Raw genomic sequence first — 21,322 nt, forward strand, 5'->3', positions numbered from 1 at the left:
GAGTGTTGCAGATGGCCGAGGTTGGTGATTTTTAGGACGAAATAACCGGCTTTTCTACATCAATTCTAATTATTACGACTGTATGTAATTGTATATACTCACTGCCCGATTCCATCATTTCACGCTTCGCCCGCCACGGATCGAGTGCCGGGTCTGCAGGAGTAAGGCATGTTGAGCAAGGCAGTAACGCTTGGCGCGGTGACGGTCCTGTCACTGCTGGTGGCCGGTTGCGCCACCGAACGTTCCCAGTCGGTCGCGGTACCCGCGGTCGCCGCGGCCAGCAAGCCCTACCAGGGCGTGCGCAGTCCGATCTCGGTTGGCAAGTTCGACAACCGCACCAACTACCTGCGTGGCGTCTTCTCCGACGGCGTGGACCGCCTCGGCGGCCAGGCCAAGACCATCCTGGTCAGCCATCTGCAGCGCAGCGGCCGGTTCCAGGTGATGGACCGCGACAACCTGTCCGAAATCGCGCAGGAAGCGGCGTTCAACAAAAAGGCCAGCCAGATCAAGGGCGCGCGTTACGTCGTGACGGGCGACGTGACGGCGTTCGGCCGCAAGGTGACGGGCGACCATCAGCTGTTCGGCATCCTCGGCCGCGGCAAGGAACAGGTGGCTTACGCCAAGGTCGACCTCAACGTGGTCGACGTGACGACCTCCGAGGTGGTCTATTCCGCGTCGGGGGCGGGCGAATACAGCCTGTCCAACCGCGAAGTCATCGGCTTCGGCGGCACCGCCGGCTATGACTCCACGCTGAACGGCAAGGTGCTGGACCTGGCGATCCGCGAGGCCGTCGATCGCCTGGTCGATGGCATCGAGCAAGGCGCCTGGCAACCGGTACAACCCTGATAGGTATCCCAATGTCGAACAATCTGGCGAAGGCGCGCCCGCGGGCGCTCGCGCGCATGGGGCGTGCCATGGCGGTGGTTGCCGTGGCGGGGTTGCTGGGCGCGTGCGCGCAGCAACCCAAGAGCATGTACAGCTGGCAGTCGTACCAACCCTCGGTCTACGCCTATCTCAAGGACGACGGCGCCGACTACGCGGCGCAGAGCCTGGCGATGGAAAAGAACATCGAAACCGCGCGGGCGAGCAACGCGCAATTGCCGCCGGGCTTCCGCGCGCATCTGGGCATGCTGTACCTGAAGCTGGGTGATGGCGCCAAGGGCCTGGAACAGCTGGAAGGCGAGAAGGCGGCCTTCCCCGAATCCAAGCCGTTCATGGATTTCCTGCTGCGCAATGCCAGCAAGATGGCGGACAACGCCGCGCCGTCCGAGCCCGCGTCGGCCGCGCCGTCGGCGGCGCCCGCCGCGCCCGCCGCCGCGCCCACGCCCGCCAGCGCACAGCCGGCCAAGAAAGGAGCCTGAGATGAACACGATCATGCGTATTGCCGTGTTGGCGCTGGTCGCGCTGTTGGCGGGTTGCGCCGCGCCGCAGCGCAATGTGGACTATGCCGCCTTTCGCGAAAGCAAGCCGGCATCGATCCTGGTGCTGCCGCCGCTGAACACGTCCGTGGACGTGGCGGCGGGCGCGGCGGTGCTGGCGCAGGCGACCATGCCGCTGGCGGAATCGGGCTACTACGTCGTGCCCGTGGCCGTCATGGAAGAGACCTTCAAGCAGAATGGCCTGACCAACGCGGACGAAATCCACGAGTTGCCGGCCGCGCGCCTGCGCGAGATCTTTGGCGCGGATGCCGCCTTGTACATGACCGTCAAACAGTACGGGTCGAGCTATGCGGTCCTGTCCAGCTCGATCACCGTCTCGATCGACGCCGCGCTGGTGGACCTGCGCACGGGCGCCAAGCTGTGGGATGGCAGCAAGGAGGTCGTGCAAGCCAGCAACAGCAGCGGCGGCCTGATCGGCATGCTGGTGCAGGCGGTGGTGGATCAGGTCGTCAATACGCTCTCCGATCGCAGCTATGGCGTCGCCGGCATGACGAACAACATGCTGCTCAGTGCCGGTACTTCCGGCGGCATTCTGTACGGCCCTCGCTCGCCGCGCTACGCCGCCCAACCCTGACCAGAGCTTGCCGGACCACGCTGCCCTCGCCCCGTTTGACCACGGCGCGAGGGCAGTGTCGCAATCATCATGGCCGATGGTTGCGGCGTGGCATGGCACGGCTTGCCGGCGGGGTCGAACGGTCAGGCCAGTCCTGGTTGAAATGCGCGCCGCGGCTTTCGCGGCGATCGCGCGCGTCGCGCACCGTCAAATCGGCGACCAGGGCCAGATTGCGCAGTTCCAGTCCTTCCAGGCTGTCGTCGAGATGGTCGCGGGCATCGAGCACGCGGCGCAAGGCGGTGATGTGGTCGGCGGCGCGCCGCAGCGAGGCATCGCTGCGCACGATCCCCGCTTCGAGGGTCATCAAGGCGCGCAGCGATTGCCGCAGCGGGGTGGCGAAGGCTGCCGCCGATGTGTCGCGGGCCGGCACCGCGCAGGCCGGGGTGTCGACCCGTATCCTTGCGGGGCGCGCCAGGATGTCGCGGGCCGCGGCGCGGCCCGTGACGACGCATTCCAGCAGTGAATTGCTGGCCAGTCGATTGGCGCCGTGCAGGCCGGTGCAGGCCGCTTCGCCCACCGCGTACAGGCCGGCCACGCTGCTGCGGCCGCGGGTGTCGGTGGCGATGCCGCCGCAGGTGTAGTGGGCGGTCGGCGCCACGGGAATGGGCGTGGTGGCGATGTCCAGCCCCAACGCCAGGCAATGCGCGTGGATGGCGGGAAAGTGCGCCAGCAGGAAAGCGCGCGGGCGGTGGCTGATATCCAGGTAGACGCAGTCGAGCGCGTGGCGCCGCATTTCGGCATGGATGGCGCGCGCGACGATGTCGCGCGGGGCCAGTTCGGCGCGGGGATCGTAGGCCGGCATGAAGCGGCTGCCGTCTGGCAGGCACAGCCGTCCGCCCTCGCCGCGCACGGCTTCGGAGACCAGGAAGCCGTCGGCGAGCGGGTGATGCAGGCCGGTGGGATGGAACTGCATGAACGCCAGGTTGGCGGTGCGGGCGCCGGCGCGCGCGGCGATGGCGATGCCGTCGCCGGTGGCGCCGGATGGCGCGGTGGTGGTGGCGTAGACCTGGCCGGCGCCGCCGCTGGCGATCACCACCTGGTCGGCGGAGACCTCGCGGCGCAGGTGCCGGTCCAGGTCCAGCAGGCGCACGCCGCGGCAGCGGCCGCCGGGCGCGTCCAACAGCAGATCGACGGCGCAGTGGCGCTCCAGCACCGTGATGGCGGTAAGCCGGGTCACCTGCTCGCCCAGCGCCGTCATGATGGCGCGGCCGGTGGCGTCGGCCGCATGCGCGATGCGGCGTTGGCCGTGGCCGCCCTCGCGGGTCAGGTGCAGCGCCTGGCCCTCGGTCGTGAACGCCACGCCTTGCGCCTGCAACCAGGCGATGGCCGCGCGCGCCTGGTCGAGGATGGCGCGCGCGGCCGCCGCGTCGCACAGGCCGGCGCCGGCATCCAGCGTGTCGCGCAGGTGCGCGGCCACGCTGTCGCCCGGCCCCAGCGGCGCGGCAATGCCGCCCTGCGCGTGCGGGCTGGCGCCGGCATGCAGCGCACCCTTGCTGACCAGCGCAACGTGCCGGCGCGGCGCCAGTTCGAGCGCGGCGGCCATGCCGGCCAGACCGCTGCCGATGATGATGACGTCGAAATGCATGACGGGACCTCGCAGGAAAAGCCGATGGCCACGTGCTTCAGGCCGGGCCGACCCGCTGGAACAGCGCGCCATCGCGCGCCAGGTCGCCGCTGGCCCGCACCGGACGCTTGCGCGCCTGGGCAAAGTCCAGCATGCGATCGATCGGCGCTTTGGCGCGTCGGGCCAGCGCCGGGTCCAGCTCGATCTCGTTGATGCCGTGCTCCAGGACGTGCGCGACACCGGCCAGTCCGTTCATCGCCATCCAGGGGCACAGGGCGCAGCTCTTGCAGGTGGCGCTGTCTCCCGCGGTGGGCGCCGCCAGGAAATGCTTGCCGGGCGCCCGTTGGCGCATCTTGTGCAGGATGCCCTGGTCGGTGGCGACGATCAGGCGCCGCGTATCCAGTGTCCGCGCGGCCTCGATCAGCTGGGTGGTGGAGCCGATCACGTCGGCCTGCGCCAATACCGGGGAAGGCGATTCGGGATGCGCCAGCACGCGCGCATCGGGGTACTGGGCGCGCATCAGCGCCAGTTCGGCGCCCTTGAATTCGTCGTGCACCAGGCATGCGCCCTGCCACAGCAACATGTCGGCGCCGGTCTGTTGCTGCACATAGTGGCCCAGGTGCCTGTCGGGCGCCCACAGGATCTTCTCGCCGCGCGCATGCAGGTCGGCGATCAGGTCCAGCGCGATCGACGAGGTGACGACCCAATCGGCGCGCGCTTTCACCGCGGCGCTGGTGTTGGCGTAGACCACCACGGTACGGTCGGGATGCGCGTCGCACCAGGCCGCGAAGTCCGGCGCGGGACAGCCCAGGTCGAGCGAGCAACTGGCCGCGAGATCCGGCATCAGCACGCGCTTGCCGGGGCTGAGGATCTTGGCGGTGTCGCCCATGAAGCGCACGCCCGCCACGACCAGCGTCCCGGCGGGGTGGTCGCGGCCGAAACGGGCCATTTCCAGCGAGTCGCCGACGCAGCCGCCGGTGGCTTCGGCAAGTTCCTGGATGTCGGCATCGACGTAGTAATGCGCCACCAGCACGGCGTTCTCGCGGGCCAGCAGCGCACCGATGCGGCTTGCCGCCTCGGCGCGTTCGGCGGCGGAAAGGGGGGCGGGCACCCGGGTCCAGGCCCGGCCGACGATGCCGGGCTGGCCGGCGCCGGGCAGGTCGAATTCGACGAAATGCGTGGGATCGGCGGTCATGGCGAAGGTCCATAGCGCATAAATACTCAATATGAGCATTTATGGGTTAAAAAAAAGGCGACTTATGTTTTTTTTGAGCATAAATCAGATCGCCAGGATTTTCACCCGTGTTTTCCCGAGGCGGCCTTCGCACGGCGGGGGGCGCGAGCGCGGCGGGCCGGACGACCCACCGCGCAGCGGCAACCTCAGGCCGGGCAACCGGCACGGTCACGGCGCGGGCGCCGGGCGGGCCACACGCGTAGCAGCAACGCGCCGACCGCCGCGGTCGTGGCGACCACCGTGACACCGATCCAGCCCCAGTGTGCCAGCGCCAGGCTGCCCAGCGCCCCGCCGGCGGCCATGCCGATGAACACGCTGACCATCAGCACCGCGTTGAGCCGGCTGCGGGCGCCGGGATCGATGCCGTAGACGATGCTCTGGTGCGCGATCAGCGCCACCTGGATGCCGAGGTCGAAGCCGATGGCGCTGGCGGCGATCAGCCACAGCGCGGCTTGCGTCGACAGCAGCGGCAGCAGTGCCATGGCCGCGAACGAAACCGCGGTGAGCGCGGCGCCCAGGCGGCTGACGGCGTTGGGGCCGCGCCGGTCGGCGTAGCGGCCTGCCAGCGGCGCGGCCAATGCGCCCGCCGCGCCCGCCAGGCCGAAGGCTCCGGCGGCGGCGGCGCCCAGGTGGAAGGGCGCTCCGTGCAGCATCACCGCCAGGGTCGACCAGAAAGCGCTGAAGCCGAGCGACAGCAGTCCCTGCGCGAGCGCGGCGCGGCGCAGTTCGCCATGCTGGCGCCAGAGTCGGGGCAGCGAGCGCAGCAATTCGACGTAAGGCAGCGCGGTGGTCGGCGCGAACGTCGGCAGGCCGCGCCACAAGGCCGCGCCCAGCGCCAGGATCGAGAGCGCCGCGACCAGGAACATGGCGCGCCAACCGAACTGTTCGGCGACGAACCCGCTGACGACGCGCGACAGCAGGATGCCCAGCAGCAGTCCCGTCATCACCGTGCCCACGATGCGGCCGCGGTGGGCGGCCGGCGCCAGCGTGGCGGCCGCGGGGACGATGTCCTGCGCCAGGGTGGCGGACAGGCCGATGGCGAAGCTGGCGGCCAGCAGTACGCCGATGTCCTGCGCCAGCGCGGCCAGCAGCAAGGCGGCGCTGAGGGCGCCCGCCTTGATGAGGACGATGCGCTTGCGGTCATAGCGGTCTCCCAGCGGCGCCAGCGTCAATATGCCAAACGCATAACCGAGCTGAGTCAGCGTGGGAATCCAGCCCAGTTCGCCGGTGCCGGCGCGCAGGTCCGCGCCGAGGATGCCAAGCATCGGCTGGTTGTAATAGAGGGACGCGACCGCGAGGCCGGCGCCTATCGCCAGCAGCAGCACCAGCCGCGCGGAAAGCTCGTGGAAAGCGGGGGCGGCGTGCGCCCGGGTATCGGAGGTCATGGGGGGGATCCGTTCAGAATGGCGCACCGTCATGTGCGTATGGCGCAGATTCTGAGCGCACCGAGCGGCCTTGGGTAGCCGGCTTGGGGGTAGATCCGTTATACGATACGCGTATGAGCACCCCTGCCCTTGCCGTCGCGACCGGCACCGACCGCATGTTGTTGATCGAAACCTTCGTGCGCATCGTGGAGGCCGGCAGTCTGTCGGCCGCCGCGCTGCAGCTCGGCGGCACGCAACCGACCGTCAGCCGTCGGCTGCAGCTGCTGGAGCGCACCCTGGGGGTGCGGCTGTTGCAGCGCTCGACCCACGCCATCCGCCTGACGGAGGATGGCCAGCGCTGCTACGAGCGTGCCCGGGAGCTGCTGGCGACTTGGCAGTCGTTCGAGAATGACGTGCGCGGGGCTGGCGAGGAACTGGCGGGCACGCTGCGGGTGGTGGCGCCGCACGCGTTCGGCCAGAACCAGTTCGTCGAGCCCTTGGCGCAATACCTGCGCCAGTATCCCCGCATGCGGGTCGAATGGCTGCTGCATGACCGCGTGCCGGATTTCATCGCGGAGAACATCGATTGCGCGATCAAGGTCGGGGCGGTGCAGGACCCTTCCGTGGTCGCGCTCAAGCTGGGCGAGGTGCCGCGCAGCGTGATGGCGGCGCCGTCATTGCTGGACGGCGGACCCGTGCCCGAGCATCCGTCGGAACTGGCGCGCCTGCCATGGCTGGCGCTGCGCACGTTCTACCGCAACGAGGTGAGCCTGACCCACGTGGAGACCGGCGAGGTGTCCCGCTTCGAGATCCAGCCGCGCCTGTCCACCGATGGGCTGTATGCCTTGCGCCGCGCGGCGCTGCTGGGCCTGGGCGTGGGCATCGCGTCGGCGTGGGCCTTGCGGGATGAACTGGCCAGCGGGCGGCTGGTGCAGCTGGCGCCGGCCTGGCGCGCCGCGCCCCTGCCCGTCTACCTGATCTATGCGCCTTCGCGATTGCAGCCGGCCCGCCTGCGCCGCTTCATCGAGGTCATGCGCGAATACCTGCCGGCCGAACTGCGGTCCGGGACCGGGCAGGATTAGGGCCGGCCGCCACGGCGGTCAATCCGGCCGGGCCGTGGGCAGGGGATCGCCGGCGCCGGTGCGTTCGACGATCAGCCGGTAATGCTGCGGGCTGCGGTGCTTGGCGAAATTGAAGACGTGGTCGCGGAAGGCCTGGCCCAGGCCGAGGTCGATGCGGGCGGTAATGACCTCGTCTTCCTCGCTGCTGGCGCGGGCCACGATTTCACCGGACGGCGCCACGATCATGGAACTGCCGATCATGTGATGGCCGTCCTCGTGGCCGCACTTGGCCGCGGCGCCGATCCAGACCGCGTTCTGGTAAGCGCTGGCCTGCAGCACGATTTCGTGCGTGGTGGTGCGCAGGTGCGCGGGCTCGTCCCAATGGATATTGAGTGACGGCGTGTTGTAGCCCAGCACGATCAGCTCGGCGCTCTGCAGCGACATGACGCGGTAGGTTTCGGGCCAGCGGCGGTCGTTGCACAGGCACATGCCGATCCGGGTGCGGTCCATTTCCCAGACACCGAATCCCAGGTCGCCGACTTCGAAGAACTTCTTCTCCAGATGTTGGAAGGGGGCGTCGGGCTTGTGGTCGGAATGGCCTGGCAGGTGGATCTTGCGGTATTTGCCGATGATGCGCGCGTTGCGGTCGACCAGGATGGCGCTGTTGAACTGACGGCCTTCGGGGGTGAGTTCGGCATAGCCAAGGTAAAAGCCCACGCCCAGTTCCCGGGCCGTGTCGAACAGCGGCTGCACGTCGGCGTTGGGCATGGATTTCTCGAAGAAACGCTCGACCGCCTCGGCGTCGTCCATCCAATAGCGCGGAAAGAACGTGGTCAGCGCCAGTTCGGGGAACACCACGAATTCGGCCTTGCGGCCGGCGGCCTCCCGCAGCATCTCGACCAGGCGCTTGACCACGGCCTGGCGGCTGTCGGCAAGATTGACGGCGCCCATCTGGGCGACGGCCAGGCCCATCTTGCGGGCGGGGGATGCATTGCTCACGATATCGATCTCCAGGTCCGCTCAGGGCATGCTGCATGCGGGCGGTGTGTGCGTTATGGGGGCGCGCGGGCGCGCCGGAAGCCGTCCCGACGCGTCGTCGCAGGCTCAAGCATGCATGTGCGGGCGGGAAACGACAAACCCGGCGGCGGCGGCCGCGAAGCGGCTCGCGGGGGCCGCGGCATCGCGCCAAGCGCTTGATATGTCGACGTATTTGCCGCATTGCGGCAGGAAATCGCGTCCGCCATGCATAACGCGCAGGCATGGGCGCCATGCATATTTCTATATCCGGGCAGCCTGGATCCGGCGGCGCCGCGGCCGGATTGCGACAAGTGGCATCGGCCGTTGCCAGAATGGCAAGTTCGCCGCGTTTTGTGTGGAAAGTGGACGCTAGGCATTGACCGGCCCATCGGCCAGAATTTCCCTACCGATACATCAGGGGAAAATAATGACGACACTGCTCACCACCACCGACGTCGCGAAAATCGTGGCCGCGCAGGGCCCGCGCAAGGTATTCGAAGACCTGCTGGATTATCTGCTGGCCGATTTCCTGCGCTGGCAGGAGTTCGACAAGAGCGCGCGCGTCGCCAGCCACTCGGCGACCGGCGTGATCGAACTGATGCCCACCGCCGACCACGAGCTCTACAGTTTCAAGTACGTCAACGGCCATCCGGGCAATCCGCTGGCCGGGCTGAGCACGGTGATGGCCTTTGGCGCGCTGGCGCGGGTCAGCACCGGCGAACCGCTGCTGATCAGCGAACTGACGTTGACCACCGCGCTGCGGACCGCCGCCACCTCCGCCCTGGCCGCGCGCGCCCTGGCGCGTCCGGGATCGCGCCGCATGGCCTTGATCGGCAATGGCGCGCAAAGCGAGTTCCAGGCCCTGGCATTCCATCACATCCTGGGTATCGACACCCTGCATCTGTATGACGTTGACGGCGCCGCCACCGACAAGCTGGCACGCAACCTGGCGGGCGTGGCGGGGCTGCGCCTGCGTCGTTTCGACAGCATTGCCGCGGCCGTCGCGGGAACCGATATCGTGACCACCGTCACGGCCGACAAGGCCTACGCCACCATCCTGACGGCCGATATGATCGAGCCGGGCATGCACATCAATGCGGTGGGTGGCGACTGCCCCGGCAAGACCGAGCTGCACGCGGATGTGCTGCGCGCTGGACCGGTGTTCGTCGAGTACGAGCCGCAGACCCGCATCGAAGGCGATCTGCAGCAGATGCCGGCGGACTTCGCCGTGACCGAACTGTGGCGCGTGCTGACGGGCCAGTGCGCCGGGCGTGGCGATGCCCGCGACGTCACCCTGTTCGACTCGGTCGGCTTTGCGCTGGAGGATTTTTCGGCGCTGCGCTGGCTGCGCGACAGCGCGCTCAAGCACGGCATCGGCACGCGCGTCGAAGTGGCGCCGCAACTGGCCGATCCGAAGGATCTGTTCGGATTGGTGCGTGCCCGCCAGACCACCGTCCGGGTGGCCCGCGACACGCAGGCGCTGCTCAGGGACTGACGCGGGACGTGGCGCGCCGCGCGCGGGCTGTCACGGTTTCATGCGCTGCTTCAAGGCCTGGGTGATCATCGGGATGTCGAGATCCTGGCCCGGATGCTTCTGGCAGAAGTCGTACAGCACCGCGACATAGGCGTTGCCCAGCAGTTTGGTGATGGCACCGGCGGTGGTGGCGGCGATGGTGCCGCCCACGGCGCTGCCGGCGCCGGGGATGAACTTGAGCAGGCCCGACACCACCGAACGCCCGACCAGCGTGGCCGCCGACGCGCCCAGCGAGGAAGTGACGAGCGTGCTGATGGCGGCGGTGTTCAGCTCCATGCCGAAGGTGATGCCGATCTTGGCGATCATGCCGACCTGGATCGGCACCAGCGCCACCGCATCGGAGAACGGAATCGGCGCGGCGGCGGCGGACGCGGCCAGTCCGGCCGCGATGTTCACTTCTATTTCAGCCCGCTTTTTTTTTACTTCCAGGGCTTTCTGGTTGCGGGTCGATAGCGCATTGGCATAAGCGCGTTGCTGTGATTCGGGGATGTACTGAGCGGTGGCTTCGATCAGCGCGTCCAGTCCCATCGGCGGCAGGTCCGCGTCCAGTTCCTCGATGCGTTCGGGCAGCGCGCGTACCGCCACCACCTGGCGCGCGCGCGGCAACAGGGCGCGCGCCTGTTCCAGGAAAGGACTGTTCTTGCGCGCCTTGGTGAGCACGACGATAACCGGGATGCCGGCGTCGGCCAGCAGGGCGCTCAGCTCGATTTCGGCGTCTTCGACGCGGTGGCCGCTGTCCTGGATGCACAGCCAGGCGGCGTGCAGGTGCCGGTCCTGGTCATCCGCGGCGGAGCGTTCGCGGATCAGGTCGGCCAATTGCTGGCGTGAGCGGGCGTAGTCGCCCACTTCCAGGCCACGGGTGTCGATGATGGTCAGGGGGTGGCCGGGCCGCGAGAATTCCTGCGTGGTCTGGGTGACCGGCTTGCCGGCGCCTGTCTTGGCCAGCTCGCCGCGGAACACGGCGTTGATGAGCGTGCTCTTGCCCACGCCGGTCTTGCCGGCCACCAGGATGTTGACGCGTCCCGCGCCGCGCGTGGCGGTGCTGATCGCATCGGCGATGGCGTCCTGCAATTGGGGCGTGTCGTGGCGGGGCGGATTCATGGCAGGCGGCGGGCGCGGGAAACAGGCATGGCTTGATTCTAGCGATAAAAGCGCGCGGGCCGGATTCAGCCGTACAGGTGCTGCGACTCGGGAAAGCGGCGCGCGCGCACGTCGGCGGCGTAATCGCGCGCGGCCGCCTGGATGCGGTCGGCCAGGGTGTCGTAGCGTTTGACGAAGCGGGCGGTGCGCTCGAACATGCCGAGCATGTCGTCCACCACCAGCACCTGGCCGTCGCAGCCGGCGGAGGCGCCGATGCCGATCGTGGGGCAGGCGATCGCCTCGGTGATGGCCAGCGCCAGCGGCTCGACCACGCCTTCGATCACCACGGCGAAGGCGCCGGCCTCGGCAACCGCCGTGGCGTCGGCGGCGATGCGGGCGTATTCGGCATCGCCCCGGCCGCGGGCGCCATAGCCGCCAAGGATGTTGACCGCCTGCGGCGTCAGGCCGATGTGCGCCATGACCGGAATGCCACGCGCCGACAGATAGGCGATCGCCGGCGCCATGGCCTGGCCGCCTTCCAGCTTTACGGCGCTGGCGCCGGTTTCCTTCAGGACGCGGGCGGCCGAACGGAAGGCCTGCTCCGGGCTTTCCTCGTAGCTGCCGAACGGCATGTCGACCACCACCAGGGCCTGGCGCGCGCCGCGCACCACCGCGGCGCCGTGCGCGACCATCATGTCCAGCGTGACGGGCACGGTGGACGGCAGGCCGTAGATGGTCTGCGCCAGGCTGTCGCCCACCAGCAGCGCGTCGCAGTGCGGATCCAGCAGTTCGGCCATGCGCGCGGTGTAGGCGGTGAGCATGACCAGGGGTTCGGCGCGCTTGCGGGCGCGAAACGCCGGGACGGTCATGCGGCGCGGCGCGCCGGCGGCGGAATTCAGGGTGGCGGTAGTGGACATGCGGGCTCCTGGTATGCGGCGCGCAAGGCCCGTGGACGGGCGCCGCGCGCGGCACAGGTATATCACGGCGTGGCGTCCGGCGCAGCCAGCAGCGCCGCGCGCATGTCTTCGAGGAAGGCCGCGGCGATGTCATCCAGGTGGCTGCGCCGCTTGGCCACCATGCTGATTTCGACGTCGTAGTGATAGGCGTCGGCATCCAGCGCGTGCAGCAGGCCGGCCGTCACGTAGGGCGCGGCGTAGTGCTCGGGCAGGTAGCCCAGGTGCGCGCCCGACAGGATCAGGATCAGCGCGGCCTCCATGTTGTCGGCCTCCGAGGTGATGTGACGCGGGCGGCCGGCGAACGACGATTCCGGCAGCGGATAGGTGCGCCAGGTCCAGTCGGCGTCGGCGATGTCCGCTTCGGTGACGCGGCCGGCGCGCGCCGCCAGCGGATGGCTGGCGCCGCAGTAGGCGACCTGCCGTTCCTGGAACAGCGGCGTGTAGTCCAGCATCGGCACGCGGTGCAGGAAATAGCCGATGGCCACCTGCATTTCGTCTTTCAGGATCAGTTCCTCCAGTTCGCGCGGGCTGCGGATCAGCACCGACAGGCGCACCGCTTCGTCGCGCCGGCGGAATTTCTCGATGGCGTGGCCGATGCGCGCGTTCTGCGCCATGGTGGCGTTGCCGATCAGGCCCAGCGTGAGGTTGCCGACCAGTTGCCGGTGCATGTTGCGCGCCTGCGCGCTGAAGTCGTCCAGCGAGGCTAGCGCGCGCCGCGCCAGCTTGTCGAAGCGCTGCCCCTTGGCGCTCAGGCGAAAGCCGCCGCGGCCGCGTTCGCACAGGGTGAAACCCAGGCGGGTCTCCAGCGTGGCCAGTTGGCTGCTGATGGTGGACTGGCCCACCCCCAGCAGCGCCTGCGCGGCGGAGACGCCGCCGGCGTCGACGATGGTGAGGAAGACGCGGATCAGTCGCAGGTCGAGGTCGGAAACGTTCGAGAGCATAGGGTAATCACCGACAAAACATCGATGAGCATCGATGTGAATTTTCCGAACTAGGCATGGATGGAAAAAGCCCGGATTTCTATTATTCCACCCGGGTTGTCGATTCGATGCAAGGCCGGCGCTGGCGCCGGCAAGCGCGCGAACCGGGGTCTGGAAGGATGCGTTTTCCAGATTCACTTCTATTTCAATAGCTGTTTTGCCGGCGGCGCTCGATGGCCCGTGCCGCACGTGACGAAACAAGGGGAAGAACATGGTTCTGGACATCGGTGTAGTCGTGGCCTACCTGGCCGCGATGCTGTTGCTGGGGTGGTATGGGATGCGGCGGTCCAGGACGCACGAGGATTTCCTGGTGGCGGGGCGCAATCTCGGACCGGCCTTCTACATGGGCACCATGGCGGCCACGGTGCTGGGCGGCGCCAGCACCGTCGGCACGGTGCGGCTGGGGTATGTGCATGGCATCTCGGGGTTCTGGCTGTGCGCCATGCTGGGCCTGGGCATCATCGTGCTGAACGTGTTCCTGGCCCGGCCGCTGCTGAAGCTGCGCATCTTCACCGTGACGCAGATCCTGGAGTTCCGCTACAGCGCGCGCACCCGGCATGTCAGCGCGCTGGTGATGATGGCCTACGCGCTGATGCTGGCCGCGACCTCGGTGATCGCGACCGGCACGGTGATGCAGGTGCTGTTCGACATGCCATTCTGGCTGGCGATCCTGGTGGGCGGCGGCGTGGTGGTGGTGTATTCGGCGGTGGGCGGCATGTGGTCGCTGACCCTGACCGACATCGTGCAGTTCCTGATCAAGACGGTCGGCCTGATGGCCGTGCTGCTGCCGATCTGCCTGTCGCGGGTCGGCGGCTGGGACCAACTGGTGGCGAAACTGCCGGCGGCCAGCTTCGAGCCGACCGCGATCGGCTGGCCCACCATCGTGACGTACTTCCTGATCTATTTCTTCGGCATCCTGATCGGCCAGGACATCTGGCAACGCGTCTTTACCGCCCGCAGCGAGCGGGTGGCGAGGCTGGCGGGGGCGGCGGCGGGGCTGTATTGCATCGTCTATGGCCTGGTGGGCGCGCTGATCGGCATGACCGCCAGGGTCTTGCTGCCCGACCTGGACAACGTCAACAACGCCTTTGCCGCCATCGTCCAGGCCGAGTTGCCGGCTGGCATTCGCGGCCTGGTGATCGCGGCGGCGCTGGCGGCGATGATGTCCACCGCCAGCGCGGCGATGCTGGCCTCTTCCACCGTGTTGGCCGAGGACCTGCTGCCGGCCTTGCGCGGCGGCCGCGGCTTTACCCACGTGCGCAGCCATCGCCTGATGACGCTGCTGGTCGGCCTGGCCACGCTCGGCATCGCGCTGGTGGTCGACGACGTGCTGGACGCGTTGACCTGCGCCTACAACCTGCTGGTCGGGGGCATGCTGGTGCCGATCCTGGGCGCCATCTGGTGGCGCCGTGGAACGACCGCCGGCGCGATCGCCAGCATGCTGCTGGGCTGCGCCACGGCGATCGGCTTCATGATCCGCGACGGCCTGGCGGCCAACACGCCGATCTACGCCAGCCTGGCCGTCAGCGCCGTCAGTTTCATCATCGTCAGCCTGATCGGACAGGCGGCGGCGCCGGTTCACGGCGATTCATCTTCCAGGAGCACCCCATGAGTTTCACCCCGGAGAAGCTGGCCGCGTTGCGCGCCCGGTTCGGCGGCGCCAACGAAGCCGTCATCCACGATCCGCACTTTCGGGCGGTGGCGGCCAACGTCATCGACGACAGCGGCACCCGCAGCGCGCCCTACGCCGGCATGCCGACATTGCTCGACGCGCCGGCGCGGCAGGTCGACTGGACCCAACCGGATTTCGGCGACCTGCAGGTGGCGCTGCTCGGCGTGCCGATGGACCTGGGCGCCAGCAACCGCAGCGGCTGTCGCTTCGGGCCGCGCGCGTTGCGCGCCATCGAGCGGGTCGGCCCCTACAACCATGCGCTCAAGTGCGCGCCGGTGCGCGAGCTGCGCGTGGCCGACATCGGCGACGTGCCGATGCGCAGCCGCTACAGCCTGGAACAGTCGCACGAGGACATCCACGCGGCCTACGAGAAACTCGTGGCAGCCGGTGTCGCGCCGCTCTCGGTGGGCGGCGACCATTCCGTGACACTGCCCATCCTGCGGGCGCTGGGCGCCCGGCAGCCCGTGGCGCTGGTGCATTTCGATGCGCATTGCGACACCGGCGGCCCCTTCGACGGCAGCCGCTTCCATCACGGCGGGCCATTCCGCCAGGCGGTGCTGGAAGGCGTGCTCGACCCGACGCGCACGATCCAGATCGGCATCCGTGGATCGGCCGAATACCTGTGGGAGTTCTCGTATGAATCCGGCATGACCGTGATCCATGCGGAGGACATTCCGCGGCTTGGGGTGGACGCCATCATCGCCCAGGCGCGAGCCATCGTCGGCGACGCGCCCGTGTATGTGTCGTTCGACATCGATTGCCTGGATCCCGCTTTCGCGCCCGGCACCGGCACGCCCGAGGTTGGCGGCGTGACGGTGCGCGAGGCCCAGGCCATGCTGCGGGGGCTGGCGGGCCTGGACATCGTTGGCGGCGACCTGGTGGAAGTGGCGCCGTCGTACGACGCCACCGCCAACACCGCGCATGCGGGGGCGCAGATCCTGTTCGAGATCCTCAGCCTGATGCGGCTGCGCGGCCCGCGCTGAATCCGCGTCCGCCGCGGTCTCAAGGCGCCGCGCCGCTCTCTACTTTCAGCAGGCGGTAGCGCCGGCTCGAATACAGCAGCGTGACCGGGCCGGGCCAGGCCGCCAGCAGCCCCGCGGCTTCGTCCTTGGGCAGCGCCAGGAACACCTGGCGGCCGGCGGTGGGCAGTACGGTGGCCAGTTCCTGCCGGCCGACCAGGCCGGCGCTGTCCCGCGAGTAGTAGCGGGCCGAGAACGGCCGGCTGCCGATGAAATAGAGACGGTCGCCGGGCCGCATGGCTGCCTGCGCCTGCCGCACCAACTGTTTCTCCGTCTTGTAGCGTTCGGGTTGGGTCCAGGCCAGCACCGCCAGCACCAGGGCGGCGGCCGGCGCCAGCGCCATGCCGGCCAGCAGCAACTGGGCAGGGCGGCGGCGCCATTGGCTGGCCTGGATGCCGAGCGCCAGCGCCACGGGCGGCAACGCCGGCAGCACGTACGTCCACAGGATGTTGCCGGACAGCGTGAAGAACAGCGGCGTGGCCAGCGCCCATGCCAACAGGTAGGTCAGGCCGGGGTCGCGGGTGGCGGTCGCGATGCGTCGGCGCGGCGACGCGCCGCGCCACGGCCACAGCATCGCGCCCAGCAGGACCACGCCCCACGGCATGGTTGCCAGGAGCCAGTCCAGCCAGATACTGCCGTAGGGGCGCTGGTGCGCCGAGCCGTAGCGGTCGCCGACCCAGCCGGGATCGACGAAGCGCAGGAAGTGTTCGCCGACGATGAAATACTGCAGGAAGCCGGGCGTCTTCAGTTCGGCGGCGACATACCAGGGCAGCGCCAATGCCAGCATCAACGCCCCGCCGCTGGCCCAGGGCAGGGCCCGCAATGGGGGGGATGCATTGCGGTGCCACAGCATCCAGGGCACGATCGCGCCGCCGGTCAGCACCAGCGCCAGCGGCCCCTTGGACAACAGGCCGATGGCCAGCCCGATGAAGAAGCCGTAGCGCCACAGTGGCCTGGGCTCGGTGGGCGCCAGGAAGAACGCAACCATCGACAGCGTCACGCCCAGCGCCAGGAAGGCGTCGGTGAGCACCGCCCCGGCGCTGGCGAACGGCAGCAGCATGGTGGCGAACAACAGCGTGGCCCAGCGCGCGGCCGAGGCGCTGCGCAGCCGCCGGCCGCAGGCGTGGACCAGCGCCAGCACGCCCAGCATGGCCAGCCATGACGGCAGGCGCACGGCCAGTTCCGACAGGCCGAACAGGCGGATGGAGAGCGCCTGCGCCCAGAATGCCAGAGGCGGCTTGCCCCAGAACGGCACGCCCGGCTCGAACCACGGGGTGATCCAGTCGCCGGATTGCGCCATCAGCCGGGCGATCTCCGCATAGCGCGGCTCCGAGGTGTCCGCCAGCGGCATCGAGGCCATGGCGGCCAGCCGCAACGCCAGGATGACGCCCAGACCCAGCAGCAGGCCCCTAGAAGTTAACCGCATGCGGACCCTTGCCGGTGTCGGCCAGCGGCAGGACCGCCGCGGCGCTGTGCTGCACCTCGCTCACAAGGTAGACGGGCCGCTGCTTGGCTTCCATGTAGGTCTTGCCCATGTATTCGCCCAGCAGGCCGATGGTGATCAGCTGAATGCCGCTCAGGAAAGTGATCATGGCCATCAGCGAGGGATAGCCCTCGACGGGATCGCCGAAGATGAGTGTCTTGAAGATGATGGCCAGGCCAAACAGCGCGCCGAGCAAGGCGGCCGTCACGCCGGCGGCCGTGGCCCAGCGCAGCGGCGCGGTGGAGAACGAGGTGATGCCTTCCATTGCCAGCCGCAGCAGCGCGAAATAGTTCCACTTGGTGGCGCCGGCGGCGCGGGGAGCGCGGTCGTAGTCGATGACGCGGGTGGGCATGCCGATCCAGGCGTACAGGCCCTTCATGTAGCGGCATCTCTCGGGCAGCCGCAGCAGCGCGTCGACCGCGCGCCGGCTCATCAGGCGGAAATCGCCGGTGTCCGGCGGGATCGCGGCCCGGCTCAGGCGGCTGAGCAGCCGGTAGTAGGCATAGGCCGAGGCGCGCTTGAGCCAGCTTTCGCCCGCGCGGCTGCGGCGCCGCATGCAGACCACGTCGGCGCCCTCGCGCCAGGCCCGCACCATGTCCGGAATCAGTTCCGGCGGGTCCTGCAGGTCGGCGTCCAGCAGGATAACGGCCGCGCCCGTGGCATGCTCCAGGCCCGCCGTCATGGCGGCCTCTTTGCCGAAGTTGCGGCTCAGGCGCACCAGCTTCAGCCCGGGCTCGCGCGCCATGAGGCCCGCCAGGTATTCGGCGCTGCCGTCCTGGCTGCCGTCGTCGACGAACACGATTTCCCAGGGTTCGCCCAGGGCGTCCAGCACCTGCCGCAGCCGCGCGTGGCACAGGGGCAGTACCTCGCGTTCGTTCAGGAAGGGAATGATGATGGAGACCTGCACCGGACGCGGCGGGGTCCGTGGCAAGGTCGGCAGATCAGGATAGGGACGCATTGTCTGGGTACTTTCAGGTGGAGCTGACGGGCCACGCCGGCCGTGAAGCGCCGGCGTTTCGCCACTTTATTGGGCCGTCTTCGACAGCTTCCGGACGGCGACATTACATTTGCGCAAGGGTCGAGGCCGTGGGCATGACCCCGTCGGTTCATCCGGCGGCGGGTCGTTCCTGGCGTTGCGCTTCGCTTTCCGCCAGCTCCGCCTCCTCGGCATCCTTGCGGTGCATCAGCCGGTACAGCGCCGGCAGCACCAGCAGCGTCAGGATGGTCGAGGAGATGATGCCGCCGATGACCACCGTGGCCAGCGGCCGCTGCACCTCGGCGCCGGTGCCGGTGGCGATCGCCATGGGCACGAAGCCGAGCGAGGCCACCAGCGCGGTCATCAGCACCGGTCGCAGGCGCGTCAGGGCGCCTTCGCGCACCGCCTGGTCGAGCGGCTTGCCGGACTCGCGCAGCGAGCTGATGAACGACAGCAACACCAGGCCGTTCAGCACCGCCACGCCGCACAGCGCGATGAAGCCCACCGCCGCGGTGATCGACAGCGGAATGCCGCGCAGCCACAGCGAGATGACGCCGCCGGTCAGCGCGAAGGGAATGCCGGTGAACACGATCAGGCCGTCCTTGATGTTGCCGAACATGGCGAACAGCAAGCCGAACACCAGCAGCAGCGCCGCCGGCACCACGATCCGCAGGCGCTGGGCCGCGGACTGCAGCTGTTCGAAGGTGCCGCCCCAGGCGGTCCAGTAGCCGGCCGGGACCTTGATCTTCTCGGCCAGCGCCGCCTCGGCGTCGGCCACGAAGGAGCCCAGGTCGCGGCCGCGCACGTTGGCGCTGACGACGATGCGGCGCTTGCCGTCCTCGCGCGAGATCTGGTTGGGGCCGGGCGCCAGGTCGAAGCTGGCCACCTCGGACAGCGGGATGTAGGCGGTCTGCGCCTGCCCCTCGCTCCTGGGCAGGGCGATGGGCAGCTTGCGCAGCGCCGGAATGCTCTCGCGCACGGTTTCCGGCAGGCGCACCACGATGTCGAAGCGGCGGTCGCCCTGGAAGAAGGTGCCGGCTTCGCGGCCGCCGATGGCGATACCCAGGGTGTCCTGCACGTCGGCCAGGCTCAAGCCGTAGCGCGCGGCGCGGGCGCGGTCGATGTTGACCGTCAGCACCGGCAGGCCGGTGGTCTGCTCGATCTTGACTTCGGAGGCGCCGGGAATGGCCTGCAGTACCTGCGCGACCTCGGCGGCGGAGCGGTTCAGCACGTCGTTGTCGTCGCCGAAGATCTTGACGGCCACGTCGCTGCGCACGCCGGAGATCAATTCGTTGAAGCGCAGCTGGATCGGCTGCGAGAACTCATAGTTGTTGCCCGGCATCCGCGCCGCCTCTTCCTGGATCGCGCGCAGCAGCTCGGCCTGGGTCTTGCGCGGGGCGGGCCATTGATCCTTGGGCTTGAGCATGATGTAGCCGTCGGAGATGTTGGGCGGCATCGGGTCGGAGGCGATCTCGGCGGTGCCGGTGCGGGCGAAGACGCGCTCGATCTCGGGGAATTTCTGCTTCAGCCGGGTTTCCAGCTGCTTCTGCATCTCCAGCGACTGGCTCAGGCTGGTGCCGGGAATGCGCAGCGCCTGGATGGCGATGTCGCCTTCGTTCAGGTTGGGGATGAACTCGCTGCCCATGCGCGAGGCGATCACGCCGCACAGCGCCACGAACAGGGTGGCGGCGGCCAGCACCAGCGGCGTGCGGCGCAGCGCCAGGTCCAGCAGCGGCGCGTAGCGGCGCTTGGCCCACAGCATCAGGCGGTTCTCCTTTTCCGACACCTTCTTGCCGATGAACAGCGCCACCGCCGCCGGCACGAAGGTGACGGACAGGATCATCGCGCCCAGCAGCGCCAGCACCACGGTCAGCGCCATGGGGTGGAACATGCGTCCTTCGACCCCCGTCAACGCGAAGATCGGCAGGTACACCACCATGATGATGAGCTGGCCGAATAGCAGCGGCCGGCGAGCCTCGCGCGCGGCGGCGAACACCTCGTGAAAGCGCTCGCTGCGGCTCAGGGGCCGGCCCTGGTGTTCCTGCGCGTGGCTCAGGCGCCGCACGCAGTTCTCGACGATCACCACGGCGCCGTCGACGATGATGCCGAAGTCCAGCGCGCCCAGGCTCATCAGGTTGGCGCTGACCTTGTACGTGACCATGCCGGTGAAGGTGAACAGCATCGACAGCGGGATCACCATGGCGGTGATCAGCGCGGCGCGGATGTTGCCCAGGAACAGGAACAGAATCACGATCACCAGCGTCGCGCCTTCCAGCAGGTTTTTCTTGACCGTGGCGATGGCCTTGTCGATCAGGTTGCTGCGGTCGTACACGGTGACGGCCTTGATGCCGGGCGGCAGGGTCTTGTTGATGGCGTCGATGCGCGCCGACACCGCCTGCGACACCGAGCGGCTGTTTTCGCCGATCAGCATGAACACCGTGCCCAGCACCACTTCCTGGCCGTTGTCGGTGGCAGCGCCGGTGCGCAGTTCGCGGCCGATGCTGACGTCGGCCACGTCGCGGATGCGGATGGCCTGGCCGTCGACGGCGGTCAGCACCACGTCGCGGATGTCGTCGATGGAACGCACCTGGCCCGGCGCGCGGATCAGGTACTGCTCGCCCTTGCGCTCGATGTAGCCGGCGCCGACGTTGGCGTTGTTGCGGTCCAGCGCCGCCATGATGTCGGTCAGGGACAGGCCATAGGACGCGAGCCGCTCGGTGTTGGGCGCCACCTGGTATTCCTTGGCGAAGCCGCCGATCGAGTTGATCTCGGTGACGCCGGTGATGTTGCGCAGCTGCGGCTTGATGACCCAGTCCTGGATTTCGCGCAGGTCCGTGGGAGTGTAGGGGCTGCCGTCGTCCTTCTTCGCGCCTGGCTCGGCCTCCACTGTCCACAGGTAGATCTCGCCCAGGCCGGTGGAGATCGGGCCCATGGTCGGCGTGATGCCCTCGGGCAGGCTTTCCTTGGCCTCCTGCAGCCGCTGGTTGACCAGCTGGCGCGCGAAATAGATGTCGGTGCCGTCCTTGAAGATCACCGTCACCTGCGACAGGCCGTAGCGCGACAGCGAGCGCGTCTGCTGCAACCCGGGCAGGCCGGCCATGACGGTCTCGATCGGATAGGTGATCCGCTGTTCGGTTTCGAGCGGCGAATAGCCGGGCGCGCCGACGTTGATCTGCACCTGCACATTGGTGATGTCCGGCACGGCGTCGATGGCCAGCCGGGTGTAGTTGTAGACCCCGATGGCGGCAACGCCCAGGGTGACGAAAAGGACCAGCCACCGTTGCTCGATGGCGAAGCGGATCAGGCGTTCGAACATGTCTGGATGCTCCG

The 21,322-nt window shown here is 68.7% G+C and carries 17 protein-coding genes; 7 read left to right on the top strand and 10 right to left on the bottom strand.

Annotated elements, in window-relative coordinates:
- Positions 1 to 168 precede the first annotated feature (168 nt).
- Genes ACVN9Z_RS08470 through ACVN9Z_RS08480 form a run of 3 tightly spaced genes read left to right on the top strand, consistent with a single transcriptional unit; the run spans position 169 to position 2,013 of the window.
- Positions 169 to 846: a CsgG/HfaB family protein gene (locus ACVN9Z_RS08470; RefSeq protein ID WP_020925561.1), complete on the top strand. Its 678-nt coding sequence runs from the start codon at positions 169 to 171 to the stop codon at positions 844 to 846.
- Between the two features lie 11 nt (positions 847 to 857).
- Positions 858 to 1,361 (top strand): DUF4810 domain-containing protein, encoded by a 504-nt coding sequence (locus ACVN9Z_RS08475; protein ID WP_038502624.1) that lies wholly within the window; start codon positions 858 to 860, stop codon positions 1,359 to 1,361.
- A gap of 1 nt (position 1,362) precedes the next feature.
- Positions 1,363 to 2,013 (top strand): DUF799 domain-containing protein, encoded by a 651-nt coding sequence (locus tag ACVN9Z_RS08480; protein ID WP_006388126.1) that lies wholly within the window; start codon positions 1,363 to 1,365, stop codon positions 2,011 to 2,013.
- A 67-nt stretch (positions 2,014 to 2,080) separates the two neighbouring features.
- On the opposite strand, the gene nadB is transcribed toward ACVN9Z_RS08480, so the two are convergent.
- The 3 genes from nadB to ACVN9Z_RS08495 all read right to left on the bottom strand — a co-directional run bounded on the left by nadB (position 2,081) and on the right by ACVN9Z_RS08495 (position 6,235).
- Positions 2,081 to 3,637 carry an L-aspartate oxidase gene (gene nadB / locus ACVN9Z_RS08485; RefSeq protein WP_458213333.1) on the bottom strand — a complete coding sequence of 519 codons (1,557 nt, stop codon included), beginning with the start codon at positions 3,635 to 3,637 and terminating at the stop codon, positions 2,081 to 2,083.
- 37 nt (positions 3,638 to 3,674) lie between these two features.
- On the bottom strand, positions 3,675 to 4,811 hold the full coding sequence (gene nadA / locus ACVN9Z_RS08490) for a quinolinate synthase NadA (protein WP_458213334.1): 1,137 nt from the start codon (positions 4,809 to 4,811) through the stop codon (positions 3,675 to 3,677).
- A gap of 185 nt (positions 4,812 to 4,996) precedes the next feature.
- Positions 4,997 to 6,235 carry an MFS transporter gene (locus ACVN9Z_RS08495; RefSeq protein WP_238876365.1) on the bottom strand — a complete coding sequence of 413 codons (1,239 nt, stop codon included), beginning with the start codon at positions 6,233 to 6,235 and terminating at the stop codon, positions 4,997 to 4,999.
- A 113-nt stretch (positions 6,236 to 6,348) separates the two neighbouring features.
- Here ACVN9Z_RS08495 and ACVN9Z_RS08500 point away from each other — a divergent pair, with 113 nt between their 5' ends.
- Complete coding sequence (locus ACVN9Z_RS08500) at positions 6,349 to 7,296, top strand: LysR family transcriptional regulator (protein ID WP_049055319.1); 948 nt, start codon at positions 6,349 to 6,351, stop codon at positions 7,294 to 7,296.
- Positions 7,297 to 7,314: 18 nt separating this feature from the next.
- Here the strand turns inward: ACVN9Z_RS08500 and ACVN9Z_RS08505 are convergent, their stop codons facing one another.
- On the bottom strand, positions 7,315 to 8,247 hold the full coding sequence (locus ACVN9Z_RS08505) for an N-carbamoyl-D-amino-acid hydrolase (protein ID WP_172561415.1): 933 nt from the start codon (positions 8,245 to 8,247) through the stop codon (positions 7,315 to 7,317).
- Between the two features lie 472 nt (positions 8,248 to 8,719).
- On the opposite strand from ACVN9Z_RS08505, the gene ACVN9Z_RS08510 reads away from it, so the two are divergent.
- Complete coding sequence (locus tag ACVN9Z_RS08510) at positions 8,720 to 9,787, top strand: ornithine cyclodeaminase (RefSeq protein ID WP_458213335.1); 1,068 nt, start codon at positions 8,720 to 8,722, stop codon at positions 9,785 to 9,787.
- Between the two features lie 30 nt (positions 9,788 to 9,817).
- On the opposite strand, the gene ACVN9Z_RS08515 is transcribed toward ACVN9Z_RS08510, so the two are convergent.
- From ACVN9Z_RS08515 to ACVN9Z_RS08525, 3 genes are all read right to left on the bottom strand, one after another.
- Positions 9,818 to 10,927, bottom strand: coding sequence for a YcjF family protein (locus ACVN9Z_RS08515; protein WP_006387245.1), 1,110 nt, complete (start codon positions 10,925 to 10,927; stop codon positions 9,818 to 9,820).
- Between the two features lie 65 nt (positions 10,928 to 10,992).
- A complete protein-coding gene (gene panB, locus ACVN9Z_RS08520; protein ID WP_060720825.1) occupies positions 10,993 to 11,823 on the bottom strand; it encodes a 3-methyl-2-oxobutanoate hydroxymethyltransferase in 831 nt (276 codons plus the stop codon).
- A gap of 62 nt (positions 11,824 to 11,885) precedes the next feature.
- Positions 11,886 to 12,803 (bottom strand): LysR family transcriptional regulator, encoded by a 918-nt coding sequence (locus tag ACVN9Z_RS08525; protein WP_006387247.1) that lies wholly within the window; start codon positions 12,801 to 12,803, stop codon positions 11,886 to 11,888.
- A 250-nt stretch (positions 12,804 to 13,053) separates the two neighbouring features.
- Between ACVN9Z_RS08525 and ACVN9Z_RS08530 the strand changes: the two genes are divergently transcribed.
- Both ACVN9Z_RS08530 and speB read left to right on the top strand, forming a co-directional pair.
- On the top strand, positions 13,054 to 14,454 hold the full coding sequence (locus ACVN9Z_RS08530; protein WP_054446010.1) for a sodium:solute symporter family protein: 1,401 nt from the start codon (positions 13,054 to 13,056) through the stop codon (positions 14,452 to 14,454).
- Positions 14,451 to 15,497 (top strand): agmatinase, encoded by a 1,047-nt coding sequence (gene speB, locus ACVN9Z_RS08535; RefSeq protein ID WP_006387249.1) that lies wholly within the window; start codon positions 14,451 to 14,453, stop codon positions 15,495 to 15,497. Before ACVN9Z_RS08530 ends, speB begins: the two co-directional genes overlap by 4 nt.
- Before the next feature lie 19 nt (positions 15,498 to 15,516).
- Here the strand turns inward: speB and ACVN9Z_RS08540 are convergent, their stop codons facing one another.
- The 3 genes from ACVN9Z_RS08540 to ACVN9Z_RS08550 form a co-directional block, all read right to left on the bottom strand.
- Positions 15,517 to 16,959, bottom strand: coding sequence for an ArnT family glycosyltransferase (locus tag ACVN9Z_RS08540; RefSeq protein ID WP_006387250.1), 1,443 nt, complete (start codon positions 16,957 to 16,959; stop codon positions 15,517 to 15,519).
- Entirely contained in the window at positions 16,943 to 17,974 is a 1,032-nt protein-coding gene (locus ACVN9Z_RS08545) for a glycosyltransferase family 2 protein (RefSeq protein WP_006387251.1), read from the bottom strand. Before ACVN9Z_RS08545 ends, ACVN9Z_RS08540 begins: the two co-directional genes overlap by 17 nt.
- Positions 17,975 to 18,122: 148 nt before the next feature.
- On the bottom strand, positions 18,123 to 21,308 hold the full coding sequence (locus ACVN9Z_RS08550; RefSeq protein WP_054514265.1) for a CusA/CzcA family heavy metal efflux RND transporter: 3,186 nt from the start codon (positions 21,306 to 21,308) through the stop codon (positions 18,123 to 18,125).
- Positions 21,309 to 21,322: the final 14 nt, after the last annotated feature.

Source organism: Achromobacter sp. KK8 (assembly GCF_054188005.1).

Bases quoted from the DNA above. Each gene is read 5' to 3' on its own strand.
- ACVN9Z_RS08475 (WP_038502624.1), top strand. From the start codon at position 858: ATGTCGAACAATCTGGCGAAGGCGCGCCCGCGGGCGCTCGCGCGCATG.
- ACVN9Z_RS08500 (WP_049055319.1), top strand. From the start codon at position 6,349: ATGAGCACCCCTGCCCTTGCCGTCGCGACCGGCACCGACCGCATGTTG.
- ACVN9Z_RS08510 (WP_458213335.1), top strand. From the start codon at position 8,720: ATGACGACACTGCTCACCACCACCGACGTCGCGAAAATCGTGGCCGCG.
- panB (WP_060720825.1), bottom strand. From the start codon at position 11,823: ATGTCCACTACCGCCACCCTGAATTCCGCCGCCGGCGCGCCGCGCCGC.
- ACVN9Z_RS08540 (WP_006387250.1), bottom strand. From the start codon at position 16,959: ATGCGGTTAACTTCTAGGGGCCTGCTGCTGGGTCTGGGCGTCATCCTG.
- ACVN9Z_RS08525 (WP_006387247.1), bottom strand. From the start codon at position 12,803: ATGCTCTCGAACGTTTCCGACCTCGACCTGCGACTGATCCGCGTCTTC.
- nadB (WP_458213333.1), bottom strand. From the start codon at position 3,637: ATGCATTTCGACGTCATCATCATCGGCAGCGGTCTGGCCGGCATGGCC.
- ACVN9Z_RS08505 (WP_172561415.1), bottom strand. From the start codon at position 8,247: ATGGGCCTGGCCGTCGCCCAGATGGGCGCCGTCAATCTTGCCGACAGC.
- ACVN9Z_RS08495 (WP_238876365.1), bottom strand. From the start codon at position 6,235: ATGACCTCCGATACCCGGGCGCACGCCGCCCCCGCTTTCCACGAGCTT.
- ACVN9Z_RS08530 (WP_054446010.1), top strand. From the start codon at position 13,054: ATGGTTCTGGACATCGGTGTAGTCGTGGCCTACCTGGCCGCGATGCTG.
- nadA (WP_458213334.1), bottom strand. From the start codon at position 4,811: ATGACCGCCGATCCCACGCATTTCGTCGAATTCGACCTGCCCGGCGCC.
- ACVN9Z_RS08515 (WP_006387245.1), bottom strand. From the start codon at position 10,927: ATGAATCCGCCCCGCCACGACACGCCCCAATTGCAGGACGCCATCGCC.
- ACVN9Z_RS08550 (WP_054514265.1), bottom strand. From the start codon at position 21,308: ATGTTCGAACGCCTGATCCGCTTCGCCATCGAGCAACGGTGGCTGGTC.
- ACVN9Z_RS08480 (WP_006388126.1), top strand. From the start codon at position 1,363: ATGAACACGATCATGCGTATTGCCGTGTTGGCGCTGGTCGCGCTGTTG.
- ACVN9Z_RS08545 (WP_006387251.1), bottom strand. From the start codon at position 17,974: ATGCGTCCCTATCCTGATCTGCCGACCTTGCCACGGACCCCGCCGCGT.
- ACVN9Z_RS08470 (WP_020925561.1), top strand. From the start codon at position 169: ATGTTGAGCAAGGCAGTAACGCTTGGCGCGGTGACGGTCCTGTCACTG.
- speB (WP_006387249.1), top strand. From the start codon at position 14,451: ATGAGTTTCACCCCGGAGAAGCTGGCCGCGTTGCGCGCCCGGTTCGGC.